Genomic DNA, 15,330 nt, shown 5'->3' with positions numbered 1-15,330 from the left:
GTTGGCAACCGTGGCCGTTACACCACCCCCGCCGTCTTGTAAGCGAAGCGCACTGCGCCTTGCGCACCGGGACCGCCATTACGACCGCCGCCGCCGCCGCCATAGTTACCTGCAACAATTGATTGGGTCGTGATACCCACACCAGCGCCGGAGCCGCCGCCTGCGCCGCCGTTGCTCCCCCACTCAACACCAGCGCCACCATTTCCGCCCGGTTCTGCTGTTCCGGCACCAAGACCACCAGCGCCGCCGCCCCCAATTGCACCTGCATTACCCGGCGCAGTCGCGCCAGAGCCTACACCGCCGCCATTTGAGTACGGACCATTGCCGCCATTGCCGCCATTGACGGTGACTGGTGTGGCTGGCGTCGTGCCGCCACCGGCACCACCGCCGCCACCGCCGCCAAATCCAGCATTACCGCCGATACCGCCGCTGGCGCCCGCGCCGAACGGTCCACCCGCACCGCCGCCGCCGCCATTGGCGTTCCCGCCCTTGTTGCCACCGCTGCCACCGTTGAATGTCGTGGTACCGACACTGTTGGCCGCACGGCCTCCGACGCCGCCCGTGCTCGTGGCCGTCGTCAGACCAAGATCAGCTGCGCAGCAAACGGCAGACCCGAGAGACTGAGCGTTAGAAAGCGACGTTGCATTCCACCAACTGGCTTCACCGTTGTTTGCGGAGCTGGCAGTGCCGCCCGCCCCGCCCGCGCCAACATGGCCGCTGATCTGCGTGACGCCCGCGACAAGCGGCGTTGTCGTGGCATTGATCCGCGCGTAGGCGCCAGCCCCGGCGCCCGTTTGAGCGGCAGCATTGCCGGCGCCGCCGCCTATCGCCTCAACTGAATAGAGCGAAACGATATCTGCCGGAATCGTCTGCGTGAAGTCTCCCGGCGTCGCGAACATGACGATCGAAAGTGCAGAACCAGCCCAACTGCATCCTGGCGTGTAGGCGCCTGCCGCAGACACGGACCCACCGAAGAAATCCCTCGTACCCGGATCGATGCCGTATTGCGTCGATAGATTTACACCGGCATTGAGGAGGGTCGAATTCTTCGTGATGCGAGCAAACTCTTTGTTACCACTGCTAAGATTGGAGCCAGGAAGAAGATACAGTTCGGGGTTTGCGCTGAAGCCAACGTTCGCCGCCGAAATCTTCTCTTGTCCGGTCGCGGTCTGCCACGCAGCAAAGGTCGTGTAGTTCGTTCCGTTCCAATTGATCGAGAACGTCCCAAGAGCATAGTAGTCATTCCCGGTTAGCGTGCCGAGTCCGGTGACAGAGCCGGTCGTCTTGACGACGCCGCAGTTGCTGCGGGTGCTGACGATGATGTTGTTGGCGATGGTGCCGGTGAGGCTTGCGCCTGCGGTAACAGAGGCGAGGGCTGACGAGCCAACCGTGTTCGAATTACCGATAATCGTGTTGTGGTAGACGAGATTGCCGGTGTTGACGTTGCTGGACTGCGCCTCGATCGAGATGCCGCCACGCGCGGCGGCCAAGGAGTCGTTGGCGCTGATATTGAAGCGAATGACGTTCTGCCGATTGCCGATGAAGTTGGCGCTGTCATAGCAGAAGCACATGATGCCCGGACCGACATTGTCGTGGCTATAACAGTATTCAACGCGGCAGAGATCGCAGCCGCCGTCGATATCGAAGCCACCGCCGTCGATGTTGCCGGTCTTGTTGGACGCGCTTTCACAGCCAGAGAAGACGACGCCGCGCGATTGAGATGTCCACATTCCGGTCGGGCCCGAGGTGGCATTGCAGTTCGCGCCGTTGTTGGAGGCGAGGCTGCCGCTGATCAGGCCTGTATTGCAACCGTTGATGTAAATGCCAGAACCGCAGTGGTTCGGGGTACCAGCAACGCCAGTGTTGTTGCTGGCCGTGCATCCAGAAATCAGAAGGTTGGTGTGCGCCCACACAGAGCTGATCTGCGGCGTCCCGGTAGCGGACCCGACGATGGTAATACCAGCCGTCTGATTTGCCCCACCAAGCGCGAGCGCGTTGCCGTTTGCTGTACAATTGAGGATCTGCGTTCCGTCGTAACCAGTGAAGGTCGGGTTGTCGACGCCGAAGCGGATGCCGCTGCCCGCAAAGCCGGTGACAGCGCAGCCCGACACAATGTTATTGCTGTAGAGTGTGCTTGCGGTGGTGTTGTGGAAGAATATGCCATGCCCGGTAGTGCCGCCACCGCCCGTCACGGCGAGGTTTTGGACCGTTAGATAGCCCATGTTGACGGCATCGATACCGTCGTTCCCGCTGGCTGGCGCAATGATGGGGGCCGCACCCAGGCCGTAAGATCCGATGATGATGTTAGAAAGAACAGAGCCGCCGCCCGGAATTGTCATCGTCCCGGCGAACGTGTCGCCTTGCCGGAACACGACGTAATCGGTCGCCACCAGCGCCAACGCATTGAATGCCGCAATCGTCTGCTTGGGCGTGGCGAGGGTCTTGCCGTCGTTGGAGTCGCTGCCGGCCGCCGAGAAGTAGTAGGTCGGCTGGCGGCCTGTCGTGCCCACCCTCCCAAAGAGAGTGGCGCGCGACACCGTCGTTGCTAGCACCGGGCTCATGACACCACCAAAAAATGCTCGGCGCGATAGCATGACATTACATCGCCACGCCTCGCCCGAATTGTAAAGGCCACCAGCATCAATCCCGCAGGGCTTCCAGAGCGACTGTGAATACCTCGGCGCTCGCCGGCGTATAGGCCGCCCTCGCCTCGATCAGCGCATAGATGTTCTGAGAGCCGGCTGCTGTATCGAACGCCTTGGCATTGATGGAGGCAAAGCCCTTCGCGCCGTCCGAATAGGCCTGGTCCATGGTGATATCGACATAACCGAGTGCGACTGCGGCCACTCCGCTAACGCCCGCGGCAAACGTCGCGGCGTCTGCGGGCAGCGTGGCTGGCGCGGTCTTGAAGAGATGCACGCGGAAGCTCGCGTTGGTGAGCGACGCACTCGATTTGCTCAGGCGCACGCCAGTGATCACGCCCGTGCCGGCATTCTTGCGCGCGACCGCGCAAGGAATTGCCGCTGGCGTCGCGGCCGCGATGTGCTGGCCGAGAGCATAGGCCGCCGTGTTAGCTTGCCGCGTGACGGTGCCACCGGCGACGGCCGTATTGCCGCCGACCTCGCCGAGGTGGTTCTCACCAGCCTGCGGCTCGGTCTTGAGGCCGCCAGACGTGCCGAGGGCGGCCGGCAGCAACGCAATGAGCGACGTAATCCTCTGCGCGACACGTTGCAGGCGGCCATTGAGGCCGCTGGAAGCGGTGTCCGACGCCGGGGCGGTTTCGGTCAGGCCGCCAATTGACGTGTTGCCGGTATCCTGCTTCGCGCCGGTCGCGACGACGCTCACAAGATCATCGATCGTGCTGATGGTCTGCGGCGCACCGTTTCCGTCCTTGACGACAATGCTCATTTGATCAGGCTCCGATTGCGGCGAGCAGGCCGCTGTTACGTGCATCGCTAAAGTCGAGCCGCGGTACAAACACCAGCGGTAGCGGCGGCCGCTTGCGCGCCGTGAGATGAAAGATCGTGCGCTTGACGCCGTCAGGCATCGGACGCGACACTTCGAATACTTCGCCGGTCTTCTGCCTGGTGCAGCGATCGCCCGTCACGACCGGCCAGCGCAGATTGGCATTGTCGATCGACACCAGCGGCTGAGAGGCCGCCGTCTTCTGTACATGATCGTCGGCAATCGACCCGCGGGCGTGCGGATAGAGCGACGACGTCGCCGCCAGATAGGCGCCGATCGCATCGAAGTCTGGCCGGTCGGGATCCACAACGCGCTTGGCATCGACGTCGCCATTCTCCTTCATCGCCGTGAAGGTGAAGAGCTCGCCGAAGATGGAGTCGACCGCAGCCGAGGTTTGGGCCGCGGCCTGCTCGAAAGGACTGGGCATCGGATCGGGCAAACCTCGGGAGAAAATGCGCGGCCTTCCTGCCACCGGCGCCGCGCGCTTGCCGGCCGAATCCCCGCTCGCCGACCGGGACGGCGAGCGGGTGCAGCTCAGTTGGAGGTGCGAACTTCGACGAGCGCCTCGGGCCGCTTGCACAGCGCCAGGCAGTTCGACTGCGACTTCAGCTCGACGCCCTCGCCGTGGTCGAGGATCTTCGGCGAGATCCAGATCTCCTGGCCCGGCTGGTTGACGACGCGGATGTCGTCAGCCGGCGCGTTCCAGGTCTCGAACATGTTCTGGGTGCCGGCGGGATAGGCATAGCCGTAATCGATCGGCACGAACGGCGTCGAGGTCGGCGGCTTGCCGACCGGCGCGACGCCGTAATATTCGCGGAACAAGATCTGCTGGAATTCGAAGGTGCGGCCGAGCTGGCCGCCCATCGGATCGAACTTGGCCCGGGCGAGCTCGCTGGCCGCCTGCCAGTTCAGCCAGAACTTCTCCACCTTCGGATGCTGGGTGAACTTGTTGAAGAACGAGGTCGAGACCAGCACCTCGGGGCGGGTCATGGTTTCGCCCTTCAGGTTGGTGGCGATCGACTGCCGCAGCTGGGCGCACAGGCTGATGATGTCGGTGGTCGAGGTGCCGAGCAGGAAGTCGATGGTGGTCTTGGTGATGCCGAAGAAATTGTAGACGTCGAGCAGCGTATCGCCGTTGCCGTCGGTGATCAGCCCCTTCAGCGCGCCCATGCGCACCCATTCCAGGGTGATGGCGTGCTTGGCGCGGATCGCGAACAGGCGCTTGGCCATCTCGTCGTCGAGCGTGCGTGGCGTCTTGGACTGCGCCACGATGGTCAGCATGTTCTGCAGGTCGCGCGGCGTGATCAGATCTTCCATGGGGAAATGCGGCACCTCGACCCAGAACGACTTGCGGCTGCCGCGGTCGTTCGCCGTGCCCGGCGCGCCGCGCTCCTTGGCCGCCAGCACGCGGATGGTGCCGTCCTCGAGCGTGATCTCGACGATGGTCGACATCGAGCCTGACGACGGAAACAGGCCGAGCGCATTGAGCAGGCCGTAATTGTTGGGAATGCGGTTCACCGCGCTCGAGAGCTGAATCGCGGTGAACGGGAAGTTGACGGTATCGAGCTCAGACATTGCCGGAGATCCTCATGCGTAAGGTGCCTCCGGCAATGCCGGGGCCAGGGTGGACGGGAAAGGAAGGTTTTTGGAGACGGCGCCCTAGCTGGGACGCTGAATGATATGGTTGAGCTCGAGCTGGGCGAGCGCCGCATTCATCTGGTTGGTCGTCGCACCAGCCGGCCAGATCAGATAGTTCGGATCGATGCAGGCCAGGCGCCGCACCGTCAGGATGTTCTGGTCGCTGCCGCCATTCGGCGCGATCTTCTTCTGCAGCGCGATGGCATAAGCATTCTGGCTGCCGTCGGTCGCCGCGAAGTTGATTGGCACCAGCTTGCGGGTCGCGACGGCCGCCGCAGTAACCGTGACGTCGGCGGCATCGCCAACCACGGCGGGGGTGCCGCCGGCGGTGATGGTGAACTTGAGCTGGTTGGTGAAGGCGACGCCAGTCGTGCCTTCGCCGAGCTCGATGCCGTCGGGGTCTTCAACCCGGAACCGGGTCGCCGCCAGGAAGGTGACGGTATAGACACCGAGCTTCGAGCCAGGCGCGACCGCCGGGTTGGCGAAGGCGTTGGTGAAGTTGCCGGTGTTGCCGGCGCGCGCGGCATAGGCCGCGCTCAGCGCGCCGACGGTGATGGCGCCGAGCACGGTGCCGACGTCGGCGACGTTGTCGGAGCCGGAGCCGGCCTGCAGGACCTCCTGCGCCTTGGAGATGAAATCGTCGACGACGTACTTCAGCACATTGCTTTCAATGCGCGGCTCGGTCAGCGAGAGAGTCTTGAGAACCATGGAAGCAATCCCTTGTTCGGTTGAAGGATGGTTGCGGGGGCTGGATTCGAACCAGCGACCTTCGGATTATGAGTCCGACGCTCTACCGGCCTGAGCTACCCCGCCGGGTGAGAAAGTCAGGCGACGCGCTTGGCACGCTCGGCGACCTGTCGGTCGATCGCCGCATTGAGGCCCTCGCCCGGCTTGGGCGCCTCGGTGCTGGTCTCGACCTTCGGGTCCGGCACGTTGCCGTCCAGGCGCGACGTCTTGACCTCGGCGGCCTTCGGCGCCTTGCCGAGCATCGCGGTCGCGGCCTCGGCGCTCATATCGGTCTCGAAGGCGAGATGGTGAGCGAGATCCTCGCGGCCCTTGGCGTCGGCATGGCCGAGGATCGACCTGGCGCGGGTGCGCTCCTGGGTGACGGCCTCGGCCGAGATCTCGCTGGCGTCGGTGCCGGCCTTGATGATGCCGGCCTTCTCGCCCTCGGCAAGCGCGGCGTTGATCGCGCTGTCGAGCGCGGCGCGCGGCACTGAATCCTTCGACTCTGCGCTCAAACCGACGGCCGCGAGCACAGCGGCAATTCCGGACAAACCAGACATTGGCAACTCCTGTTGTGGCCCGCCGCTTGCGAAGCCGTGGGTGGTGGAAGGCCGCTGGGTTCAGCGGATCAGGGAAACGAACTGGCTGAAGGCCTCCGACGGCCGCGCCACGGCGTCCGCCAGGCCGGCCTTGACGGCATCCTCGCCGTAGAACACGTCGGCCTCGGTCGCGAGCGCAGCCGCCTTGGACAGCCGCGGTCCGCGAAATTCGCTGACCATGGCCGCGAACTGGTCGCGCATGGCATCGACGCGATTCTGGATCTTGGTGGCGACCTCCGGCGGCAGCTCGCCGAACGGATGGCCGTCGGCCTTGTGCTTGCCGGAATGAATCACCGTCACCTTGGTGCCGGCGCGCTCGAGGCGCTTGGAATGATCGAGATGCATGGTGACGACGCCGATCGAGCCGACGCCACCGGCGCTCGACAGCACAATCTGGCGCGCGGCCGAGGCCAGCGCGTAGCCGGCCGAGTAGGCGAAGTCGTTGACGATCGCGAGCGTCGGCTTCTCTCTGCTGAGCTCGGCAATCATGTGCGCCGTGTCGAACAGGCCGGCGCCCTCGCCGCCGAAGGTATCGACCTCGAAGGCGACGCCGCGCACGCTCGAGTCCCGCCGCACCGCGTTGATGCGGGTCTGCAGGCCCTCATAGGAGGTCTCTCCGGACGACTGGCCCAGGAAGGCGCCCTTGTGGATCAGCGTACCCTCGATCGGGATCACCGCGACCGGCCCGAGGCGGTCGAAGATGCGGTTGCCGGCGCCGGCCTGCTCATAGGCGCGGCCCAGGCGATCGCCGAGCCGGCCGAACGACTCCGACGGCCGCCCGTTGGCGAACGGCGCGTGCTCGACCGCGGCGATATCGCCGAACTCGACGCCGCCGTCGACGATGCGGGCGCCGAGGCCGGTGAGGATCGCCGCCAGCTTGCCGGCGTCGATCATCAGCGGCGTGTTGAACATTCGCGAGGCGATATGCGGCATCAGCAGCGTCATGCGTTGGCCTTCTTGTCGCTTGCCTTCTCGCTCGGATCCTCGTCATTGCCGGCGTCCGACGGATCCGGCTGCAGCCCGCTGCCCGCGGAGATGACGCGCGTCAGGCTGCGCTCCTTCAGCATCTCCTCCTCGTTCGCGATCTGGTCGAGCGTGTCCTCGAGATCGCGGCCGAGATCGGCGCATTCGTCTTCCAAGGTCGAGATCATCGCGCCCATGCGCAACGAGGCGCCTTGCGCCTCCTTGACCGGATCGACATAGCCGCGGCCGGGGCCGATCCAGCGCGAGCGCAGGTAAGCGCCCGGCATGTCCCAGAAATCGGGGCAGCCCACGGGCGGCTTGATGTAGCCGCGGTCGAAGGCCTCCTCGAGCTGGCAGTAGTGGATCGGCAGCACCACCTGGTCGACGAAGGCGGCGAACAGCATCTGGATGTGCCGCCAGACCTCGTTGAGCGCGGCGCGCGCGCTGGAATAATTGATGCTCTCCCAATCGCCGGAGAGCTGCTGGTAGGAGATGCCAAGCGCAGCCGCGATCGACTGCAGGAACGCCTTCTGGAAGTCCGGGAACGCCGTGGTCTGCCGCGGCGAGGAATTGATCTGGATCTCGTCGCCGATCGGCATCACCGGGATGCGCACGCCGCCGATCCGCGCCGGGTTCTCGGCCCAGTAGTTCAGCCGCTTGCCCTCCAGCGTCTGCACCGTCTGGGGCGTGAAGGCGGCGGTTGCCTCGCCGACCGGCAGCGACGACTTGACGAAGGCGGCAAACAGCGCGTTGACGGTCGCCGAGGCGAGCTCGGTGTCGGAGAACTTGCCGACCATGTGCAGCCGCTTCACCAGCGCCGCGAACGGCGTCATGGCGCGGGCCTGGTCCTCGCGCTCGGGCTCGAAGCCGTGGATGAAGACGGGCCGGCCGGTCGCGGTGCGCGCCGGGATCCGGGTCCAGGTCAGCGGCGGCGGCACGATGTACCAGTCGGCAGGATGGCCATTGCGCAGGTGGTAGCCGAGCGGCACGCCGTCGTCGTCGAACTCGATGCCGCCGCGCAGGGCTTGCGTGGTCGGCTGACTATACGGGTTCGACAGCCGGTCGGGGTCGACGGCGCGGACGCAGGTGGCATAGCGGCCGCCGCGCGCCGGCTTCCACTTCATCACCGCGGTGGTCTCGTTCATGGTCGCGAAGGTGCGCGCCAGCAAACGGAAGATGCCGTTGATCGAAAGCCGCTGCTGCGCATCGCAGCGCCGCTGCGGATCGTTGCCGAACTGGTACCATTCGGACTCGATGGCGCCGGAGAGATCGCGCAGGATCTTGCGATGGCCCTTGTCGGTTGCATCCAGGCCGAGCGCGCGGGCATCGGGCTTGCTCGACAGCGTCAGCTTGGCGCCGACCAGCATCTCGACCAAGCGGGCGACGCCGGAGGCCGCGGTCGGATCGTTGCGCACGACGTCGCGGGTGCGCGCCACCGAGAGGTCGCGATACGGCAGCACCGCGGAATCGGCCGAGGTCGGCGGCGGCGCCCAGGCCGCGAACTCCTGGCCGCGGAAACCGCCCGAACGATAGGCCGGCTCCGGCACGTCACCGTACCCGGACCGGATCGCGGCGATGCGATCCGCCGAGACTGGCCGGCCGGCGTCATCGTAGATGGCGAGGGTCATCTCAGAAAACAAATCCCATGGCGCCGCGGAATGGCTGACCGGCGATGCGCGCCTCGAGCTCGGCGATGTAGGCCTTCAGCCGATCGGCGTTGGCGACCGAGAACTTGGTGCGTTGACCCTGCCATTCGCACTCGACGACAGCGACGCCCATCATCAGCTGATGTAGCGCGGCCTTGGCCTGGTCGAGCATCTCCTGGTCGGACATCAAATTCCCCGGTTCATCTCAGCGAGCCTTGCCCACGGATCATCAGCCTTCGGCGTCTCGATAGGCACTTCACCCGTCACCATGTCGGCGCCGCGCTGGAACGCGCGCGGCGAGAACAGGTCCGGCTTGCGCAGATCCTCAGGAATCCCGCGCTCGGAGGCGAGCAGCGCCCAATCGTCGGCGGTGAAGCTCGCGAAATACGCATCGAGCGCCGCCATGTTGTAGATCCGGCAATCGAGGTAGTGATTGTCGAGGCCCTTGGCGCGCACGTCCCAAACCTGCTGCTTACGGACCTTCGCTGACTTACCGCCCTTCTTCTGCTCGACGAGGTGCTCGCTCGTGATCTGCTTGAAGTAGGCCTCGTCCTGAAACTGGCCGAAATGGCAATAGCCGACCGGATAGACGATCGCCGAGCCGTCGGCTTTCGCCACCAGGCTCACATAGGCGTAGAACGTGCTCTTTAGCGGCCACGTGCCGACGAAGCGCACGGTGGCGCCGCCCTTGATGGTCTTTCCGCGGTAGTCGATATCCTGCGGCGTTGCCGCTGACAGCGGCGGCCGGCCCCAACCATCGCGGCCGATCACCGCTTGCGTGCCCGGATGCATCCGCGTCCAGGTCTTGACCGCGCCGGTGTTGTAGTTGGCGTCGACCACGAAGGTGTCGGGCCGCCGCTTGCTGTCATAGGCGTCCGGCCAGGACCGGTGGTAAAGTTCGGTCAGCGCGAGGAACGCACCATCGTCGTGATCAGTCGTCGTGCCCGGCAGGAAGTCCGCATCGATGACCCAGCTCTCGCGGTTTGGCGCGACAGCGAGGACCTCGTAGTAGATCCCGGTCTTCTGCACGTCGGCCGCGATCGCGAGCAGCAGCGCAGGCGGCGGCACGTGGCCGCGGCGATAATCCTCGCGACGCTCGAACAGCCGCATGTGATCCGGCGCGTCGCCGCGAAAGCGATAGGCCCGCCCCATCTTTAGGGTCGAGAAATCCTTTTTCGCGGTCTCGCTCTTGCGCGAGCCGAGATAATCCTCCGCGATCGCCTCATAGCTCATCATCAGTGAGATGAAGGCGTCGATGTGGAAGCTCGGCTGCCGCTCGAACTCGTCGTCACGGCTCTCGGGCACCCAGAGGCCGGCGCGCACCGCGTCGACACGCTCGCTCTCGCTGACGCTGTGGCCGCAATCGCACAGATAGACCGAGCGATGCGGCCGCTTCTCGTCGATCTGAAACCGCTCGAACCGGTGCACGAAGAATTTGCGGCACTCCGGACAGAGGCAATTCCAATAGCGCTGATCGCCGCGCTCGAATTTCAGCGTGATGCGACAATGGCCTTCGGTATCGCCGCTGGCGTCGCCAGTGTCGACCTCGGGAGTCGAGATGTTCAGAATCTTGAAGTTCTTGCGCCGGCGAAACGCGGTGAAGCGTCCCTTGAACAGCGTATCCGGATCGCCGAAGCCCGGAATATTCTGCCACTTCGAGAACTCGTCCCGCACGCCCTTCTTCGCGGTCTTGCCGCTCATGTCCATGACGGAATGCGCGTTGGCGAGCCACAGCCGGCCGCCGGCAAAAACCTTCTCGAACGTGGTCGAGCCCGCAACCGTGCGCGCCAGCGGATAGATCACCGGCGGCCTGTTGTTGCCGATGCCGTCGCGCCTGGTGTGCTTCTGCCAGGCCTCGATCATCGGCTGCAGTTTTGCGTTGTTCAGGTCACGCAAGAACTCGATGCCGGGTGTCGCATAGAGCGTGTTGGCCGGCTCGCAGTCGGCGATGTAGAGGCACCAGGCGAGACCAAGGATCGAAGCGCCCGACTGCTCCGACTTGCGGATGCTCACCTCGGTGCAGGGGTGATCATCGGAGAGGCAGCGGGCGATCTCGACCAGGTACGGCGCGCCGTCGGCATTCCAGAGCTCGCCGGCGTTCGGCCCGTCGACCAGCTTGACGTTCTTCGGCAGCCAGTCGGCGAAAGAGATCTCCTCGCGGGGCGACAGTGCCCCGTCAAACACCGTCGCAAGCCGATCATACGCCGTCTGCAGGAACTGGATCGTCATCGGCGAGTGGCATCTCGGCCTGGATCGGGACGGCGCCGGCGGCGGCCTGCGCGCGAGCCCGGGCGGTCATCGCCATGTCCTTCATCGCGCGCACGATCGCCTCACGTTGGGCACGGGTGATGCGCTTGAGCGCGGCGCGCATGCCGTTCTCGCCCTCCTTCACCGCGATCGCGATCAATTCCGAGTCCCGCGCCATCAGCCCGTCGCAGATGTCGGCGATGCGGCTTGCCGCGTCTTCCGCCACCGCGTCGAACTCGGCGACCGGCAGCAGGTTGCCGCGGGCGCGTTCGAGCTCGATGAACTTCAGATCGGCCGAATAGGCCTTGTCGCGAGCCTGTTCGTCCCGATATCGACCATTGTCGGCCTGCGACACGGTCGTTGCGGCCGGAGAGCGACCCACGTTGGCGGCTTTGGTCGCGGCCCCAAGCTCCCGGGCGCCGTCCCCCACCTCCCCGACCGCAAGATCGTATTGCGCGAGGTTGATCAGCTTGATCTTGCCCTTGCCGGCCTTCGCTGTCAGTCGGCCGGCCGCGATCAGGCGCGCAACCTTCTCCGAAATCGATTGCTTCTTGACGCCTTTGAGCGCCGCGAGCTCCGAAATGCTGACCCACAGGCCTTCATCCGGGACGTCAGGGGCCGTGTCAGGTGTCATGTGTCAGGCGCGTCAGGGGTGTCAGGTCAGTTTCAAACCCCGTCCAACTGGCGAACCCCCGGGCCCATTTCGGGCCGCGGTGGATGGGGGCTCGGGAAGGACCCGCTCAGCCGAGGACGCGATAGAGCTCATGGGCAATACGTCCCGGCAGGTCGCGGTCGATGACGGCGAAGAAGGCGGCTTCCGACTGCCCCTTCACCATCTCCTCCGGGATGAACAGGCCGGAGCGGATGGTCTCGAGCGGATGGCGGCTCTTGCCGACGCGCTTGAGCACGGCGCCGCCGAGATTGAGAGCGACACGATTGGGGAAGCGGCCGCCCTTCATGAACGACCCGGTATAAATACGCCGGCTGTTCCACGGGGCAGCGGACACACCCTTGCGGGTCTCACGCGCAGCGAAGAACTTGAGACGGACATTGCCGCCCTTGCTGCGGATCACATAGGCGCCGGCGCCGAAGGCCTTGGTTCCCTTCACAGCCCGCACCAACGTGCGGCGCTTCAGGCCGGTCTGGCCGACGAGTACGTTGCGCATCTGCGTCAACGCCTTGTCGCCGGTGTGGTTGATGGCCCGGTTGAGCACCAGCGGCATCTGCTCGCCGGCAGCATGCAGCGCGTTGCTGATGTGCTTCAGGTTCGACAGATCGTACTTGATCGAGAGCATCAGCGCCGCGCCAGTTTCGATGCCGCAGCCGCGATCTTGGATCGAAACACCTTCGAGGCATCCTCGACCGTCGACGTCACGACGAGGCGGTCATACCTGCCCTCTGGTGAGAGCTTCTTCAGCAGCCTGTCCTGAGCGTCGTGCTGGCCGACCATCGGCAACGCGTGCACGACTTCCGTCTCGATCCGGCCCTGCCGCCACAGATCTCGCACATGCGGCGACAGGCTGCCGCCGAGCGCCAGGGCTTGGAGCACCTCGCGGGTGGTCATGCCATACTGCTTGGCAATCTCCTCTTCGGTCTTGCCGTGCTCGGTCTTGAGCCTGGCATAGGCCTCGAATTCGTCGACGGGGTGGAATTTCTTGGCGGTGACCGAGACCGCCAGCGAATCCTCGAACGCCCGCTCGGCCGTTGTCAACTTGCAGTCGACAGGCTCCGACGATTCCTCGCCATAGATCATTCGCAGCGCGGCCAGCGAACGGTTGCCATTGGCGACAAAATAGGTGTGCGGCACGCCGTCGTCATAGACGAGCAAGTCATCGATCTTGCCGCGGGCGTGGATATGCGCAGCAAGCTCGGCAATGCCGTCCTCGCGGCCGGTGACGCGGGCGTTGCCGGGATGGTTCGGCGCCTCGTGACCTGGACGAAGGTTCTTCAGCGGCACCTGCAAATGCGTCGACTGCATCAGTGGTCTCCAGCATGCGCGTCAGGAACGCTTCGGCCTTCTCGTCGAACGGCGGATTGGTGATGAAGAGATCGGCGGTCTGGCTGGTGTGCTCGTTGAGGAAGTCGCCAACCTCGCCATAGCCGTAGTCGAAGATGTCGCCGGCAAAGACCTCGGCGCAGTACTCTTCGAGCACCTCGGCGATGTGGCCCTCGCCGCAGGCGGGCTCGCGCGCGCTATAGCGCTGCGCGTCGATCTTAAGGTGGTCGAACACGTGCTCGAACAGCGCGCGCGTCGCCCAGGGCGGCGTCGGGAAATAATCCAAACTGTCGTCGGGCTCGACCCGGCCGGACATGATCGAGCGCGCGCCGTGGATCACGCCCCTGTCGTCGATCGGATCTCCGCCCCCGTGATCGGCGCCCGCTTGGCCTTGACCAGGCATTGCAAAACCTTGCGCGCGAGCACCACGCCGCGACGCTTGACCAGGCCCCTGACCAGGCCGAGCGCGGCCGTATCGCCTTCAGCGATCGCTGACGACGGCGAGATATCGCGGATGCGGACGCCGGCGCGCTTACAGACGTTGTCGACGTCAACGGCGTCGGGATCGCCGGAGGCCAGCAGCGCGCGATAGATGTCAAACGGCGTCACCTTGATGCGGTCGGAGTTGTGACCGACAAAAGCCCGCGCTCGCTCATCGACGGTGTCGGCGCCGACGACCACGATCAGGATCTCAGGGATTTTCAGCGTTGCAGCGATGATGGCGGTGTGCTGGCCGTCGATCACGTGCAACGTGGCCGGCCCCATCTGCACCGCGATCGGCGGCTTGTAGCGATTCCAGCGGAAGGTTTCGATGGTGCGCCGGATCAATCGGATCGACCGCTCGGAAAGATCGCGCTGATAGGTGCCGTCGACCATAAGGCTGGTGGGTGTCACCCAAATGGCCCGCGGCTTCGGCCCGAACTCGGTCGCGGGCTTCAAATCCGGGGCTGTCATCGGCTTGATGGGGCGCAATTGGCTCATCGCCGATACCCCTCCCCGGCCGCTTCCTTCTCATTCCGCAGCGCCTGCCAGGCCTCGCCGCGCAGCAGTGGCAGCAGGCCGCCGATCGCGGCCAGCCAGCGCGACGTCGGGTCCATCTCGCCGGCGAAATAGGCCTCGGGGCACGCGACGATCGCGATGCCGCTGGACGTCGCCCGGATGCCTTCCGACGGCCGTTTGTCGGCATCGCGGATCTCCTGGGCGAGCAAGGGAAATCGCGTTTCGGCCGCCAAGCCATGGTGCCGCGCGGGCTTGGTCAGCATCTCTTCGGTGAAGCCGATCAGCTCCGTGAGCGTTTGAGACAGCGGCCTCATGCGGCGGCTCCATGCTCTCGCGCGAACCGGGCGCGCTCGTGCTGGACGAGTTCGGCCAACGAGCCGATGACATGCATCCAGCGATCAAGCCGCGCGGCAGTTTCGATCTCACCAGCCGCCACCTCTGCGGTGAGACGCGCCGTCGACAATATGGCCAGATTGAGCAGCCGCACCGGATTGAGCAGGCCATTGGCCAGCGGATCGCTCATCAGCAGGTCGAGCTGCAGCTGTTCGGCGTGCATGCCGAGCAGAGTCAGCCCGAACTTCCCCCCAAGAAACTCGGAGGCATGCTTGACGGCGCGCACCGCCAGCATGTTCGCCACCTGGCGCGAGGAGAACGGCAGCTGGTCAGCCATCGCGCCCTCCCCTGATCACGGAGAAACTGCGGACGGCGGATAGCCCCGGCTGCACCAGGCCCCCGCCGTCCGCCTCGCCGGCGGAGGGCGACCGCGCGGAGCTGAATGAAAGAGGCCGCCGAAGATCCATCGGATCTGCAGCGGCCCGGACGTGCGCACGCGAGGTCAGCGCAACGAGCTGTTCGCGCGTGTATCCGAAGGAGGGCTTGGCCGACGGGTGTCGCTGCCGCCGGCCAAGCGTCATCGCGCATGCAAGACTGAGCGCGATGAAAACCAATGCGATCGAGATCAGGATCTTCGCGGCAATCATGAAGACATGTCTCCTCGTTCGCAGGACCATGTCCTGCGGCGGTTGGGCTCGAAACGCTTGTGGGTTACTGG

General features: G+C 65.2%; 18 protein-coding genes and 1 tRNA gene. All 19 read right to left on the bottom strand.

Going from position 1 to position 15,330, the window contains the following annotated elements; translation table 11 throughout:
* Positions 1-17: 17 nt before the first annotated feature.
* Complete coding sequence (locus FXB38_RS24710) at positions 18-2,561, bottom strand: hypothetical protein (RefSeq protein ID WP_148753555.1); 2,544 nt, start codon at positions 2,559-2,561, stop codon at positions 18-20.
* Positions 2,562-2,640: 79 nt separating this feature from the next.
* Positions 2,641-3,408, bottom strand: coding sequence for a hypothetical protein (locus FXB38_RS24705; RefSeq protein ID WP_148753554.1), 768 nt, complete (start codon positions 3,406-3,408; stop codon positions 2,641-2,643).
* A 4-nt stretch (positions 3,409-3,412) separates the two neighbouring features.
* A complete protein-coding gene (locus FXB38_RS24700) occupies positions 3,413-3,892 on the bottom strand; it encodes a hypothetical protein (protein WP_148753553.1) in 480 nt (159 codons plus the stop codon).
* 107 nt (positions 3,893-3,999) lie between these two features.
* Complete coding sequence (locus FXB38_RS24695) at positions 4,000-5,040, bottom strand: major capsid protein (RefSeq protein WP_148753552.1); 1,041 nt, start codon at positions 5,038-5,040, stop codon at positions 4,000-4,002.
* 84 nt (positions 5,041-5,124) lie between these two features.
* A complete protein-coding gene (locus FXB38_RS24690; protein ID WP_148753551.1) occupies positions 5,125-5,811 on the bottom strand; it encodes a head decoration protein in 687 nt (228 codons plus the stop codon).
* Positions 5,812-5,839: 28 nt separating this feature from the next.
* Positions 5,840-5,916: transfer RNA gene (locus tag FXB38_RS24685), tRNA-Met, on the bottom strand.
* Positions 5,917-5,927: 11 nt separating this feature from the next.
* Entirely contained in the window at positions 5,928-6,389 is a 462-nt protein-coding gene (locus FXB38_RS24680; protein ID WP_148753550.1) for a hypothetical protein, read from the bottom strand.
* A gap of 60 nt (positions 6,390-6,449) precedes the next feature.
* Positions 6,450-7,373 (bottom strand): S49 family peptidase, encoded by a 924-nt coding sequence (locus FXB38_RS24675; RefSeq protein ID WP_148753549.1) that lies wholly within the window; start codon positions 7,371-7,373, stop codon positions 6,450-6,452.
* Positions 7,370-9,019: a phage portal protein gene (locus FXB38_RS24670; RefSeq protein ID WP_148753548.1), complete on the bottom strand. Its 1,650-nt coding sequence runs from the start codon at positions 9,017-9,019 to the stop codon at positions 7,370-7,372. Before FXB38_RS24670 ends, FXB38_RS24675 begins: the two co-directional genes overlap by 4 nt.
* A gap of 1 nt (position 9,020) precedes the next feature.
* A complete protein-coding gene (gene gpW / locus FXB38_RS24665; protein WP_148753547.1) occupies positions 9,021-9,224 on the bottom strand; it encodes a gpW family head-tail joining protein in 204 nt (67 codons plus the stop codon).
* The gene (locus tag FXB38_RS24660) at positions 9,224-11,266 is read right to left on the bottom strand and encodes a terminase gpA endonuclease subunit (protein ID WP_148753546.1); all 2,043 of its coding nucleotides are present in this window, start codon (positions 11,264-11,266) and stop codon (positions 9,224-9,226) included. Before FXB38_RS24660 ends, gpW begins: the two co-directional genes overlap by 1 nt.
* Entirely contained in the window at positions 11,235-11,918 is a 684-nt protein-coding gene (locus tag FXB38_RS24655; RefSeq protein WP_148753545.1) for a hypothetical protein, read from the bottom strand. The genes FXB38_RS24660 and FXB38_RS24655 overlap by 32 nt, the downstream gene beginning before the upstream one ends.
* A 106-nt stretch (positions 11,919-12,024) precedes the next feature.
* Positions 12,025-12,579: a phage tail protein gene (locus FXB38_RS24650; protein WP_246230100.1), complete on the bottom strand. Its 555-nt coding sequence runs from the start codon at positions 12,577-12,579 to the stop codon at positions 12,025-12,027.
* Positions 12,579-13,037 carry a ParB/RepB/Spo0J family partition protein gene (locus tag FXB38_RS24645; RefSeq protein ID WP_488226227.1) on the bottom strand — a complete coding sequence of 153 codons (459 nt, stop codon included), beginning with the start codon at positions 13,035-13,037 and terminating at the stop codon, positions 12,579-12,581. Before FXB38_RS24645 ends, FXB38_RS24650 begins: the two co-directional genes overlap by 1 nt.
* Before the next feature lie 76 nt (positions 13,038-13,113).
* Positions 13,114-13,620, bottom strand: a complete 507-nt coding sequence (locus tag FXB38_RS45325) for a hypothetical protein (RefSeq protein WP_488226226.1) — start codon at positions 13,618-13,620, stop codon at positions 13,114-13,116.
* Complete coding sequence (locus FXB38_RS24640) at positions 13,617-14,261, bottom strand: DUF6551 family protein (protein ID WP_148753542.1); 645 nt, start codon at positions 14,259-14,261, stop codon at positions 13,617-13,619. The genes FXB38_RS45325 and FXB38_RS24640 overlap by 4 nt, the downstream gene beginning before the upstream one ends.
* On the bottom strand, positions 14,258-14,593 hold the full coding sequence (locus FXB38_RS24635; protein ID WP_148753541.1) for a hypothetical protein: 336 nt from the start codon (positions 14,591-14,593) through the stop codon (positions 14,258-14,260). The genes FXB38_RS24640 and FXB38_RS24635 overlap by 4 nt, the downstream gene beginning before the upstream one ends.
* Positions 14,590-14,949, bottom strand: coding sequence for a hypothetical protein (locus FXB38_RS24630; RefSeq protein WP_148753540.1), 360 nt, complete (start codon positions 14,947-14,949; stop codon positions 14,590-14,592). The genes FXB38_RS24635 and FXB38_RS24630 overlap by 4 nt, the downstream gene beginning before the upstream one ends.
* Positions 14,942-15,259 (bottom strand): hypothetical protein, encoded by a 318-nt coding sequence (locus tag FXB38_RS24625; protein ID WP_148753539.1) that lies wholly within the window; start codon positions 15,257-15,259, stop codon positions 14,942-14,944. Before FXB38_RS24625 ends, FXB38_RS24630 begins: the two co-directional genes overlap by 8 nt.
* Positions 15,260-15,330 lie beyond the last annotated feature (71 nt).

The organism is Bradyrhizobium cytisi (assembly GCF_008123515.1).
GTDB classification, from domain to species: domain Bacteria; phylum Pseudomonadota; class Alphaproteobacteria; order Rhizobiales; family Xanthobacteraceae; genus Bradyrhizobium; species Bradyrhizobium cytisi.
The sequence above is the reverse complement of the archived record's forward strand: the minus strand, read 5'-3'. Positions and strand labels throughout refer to the sequence as shown.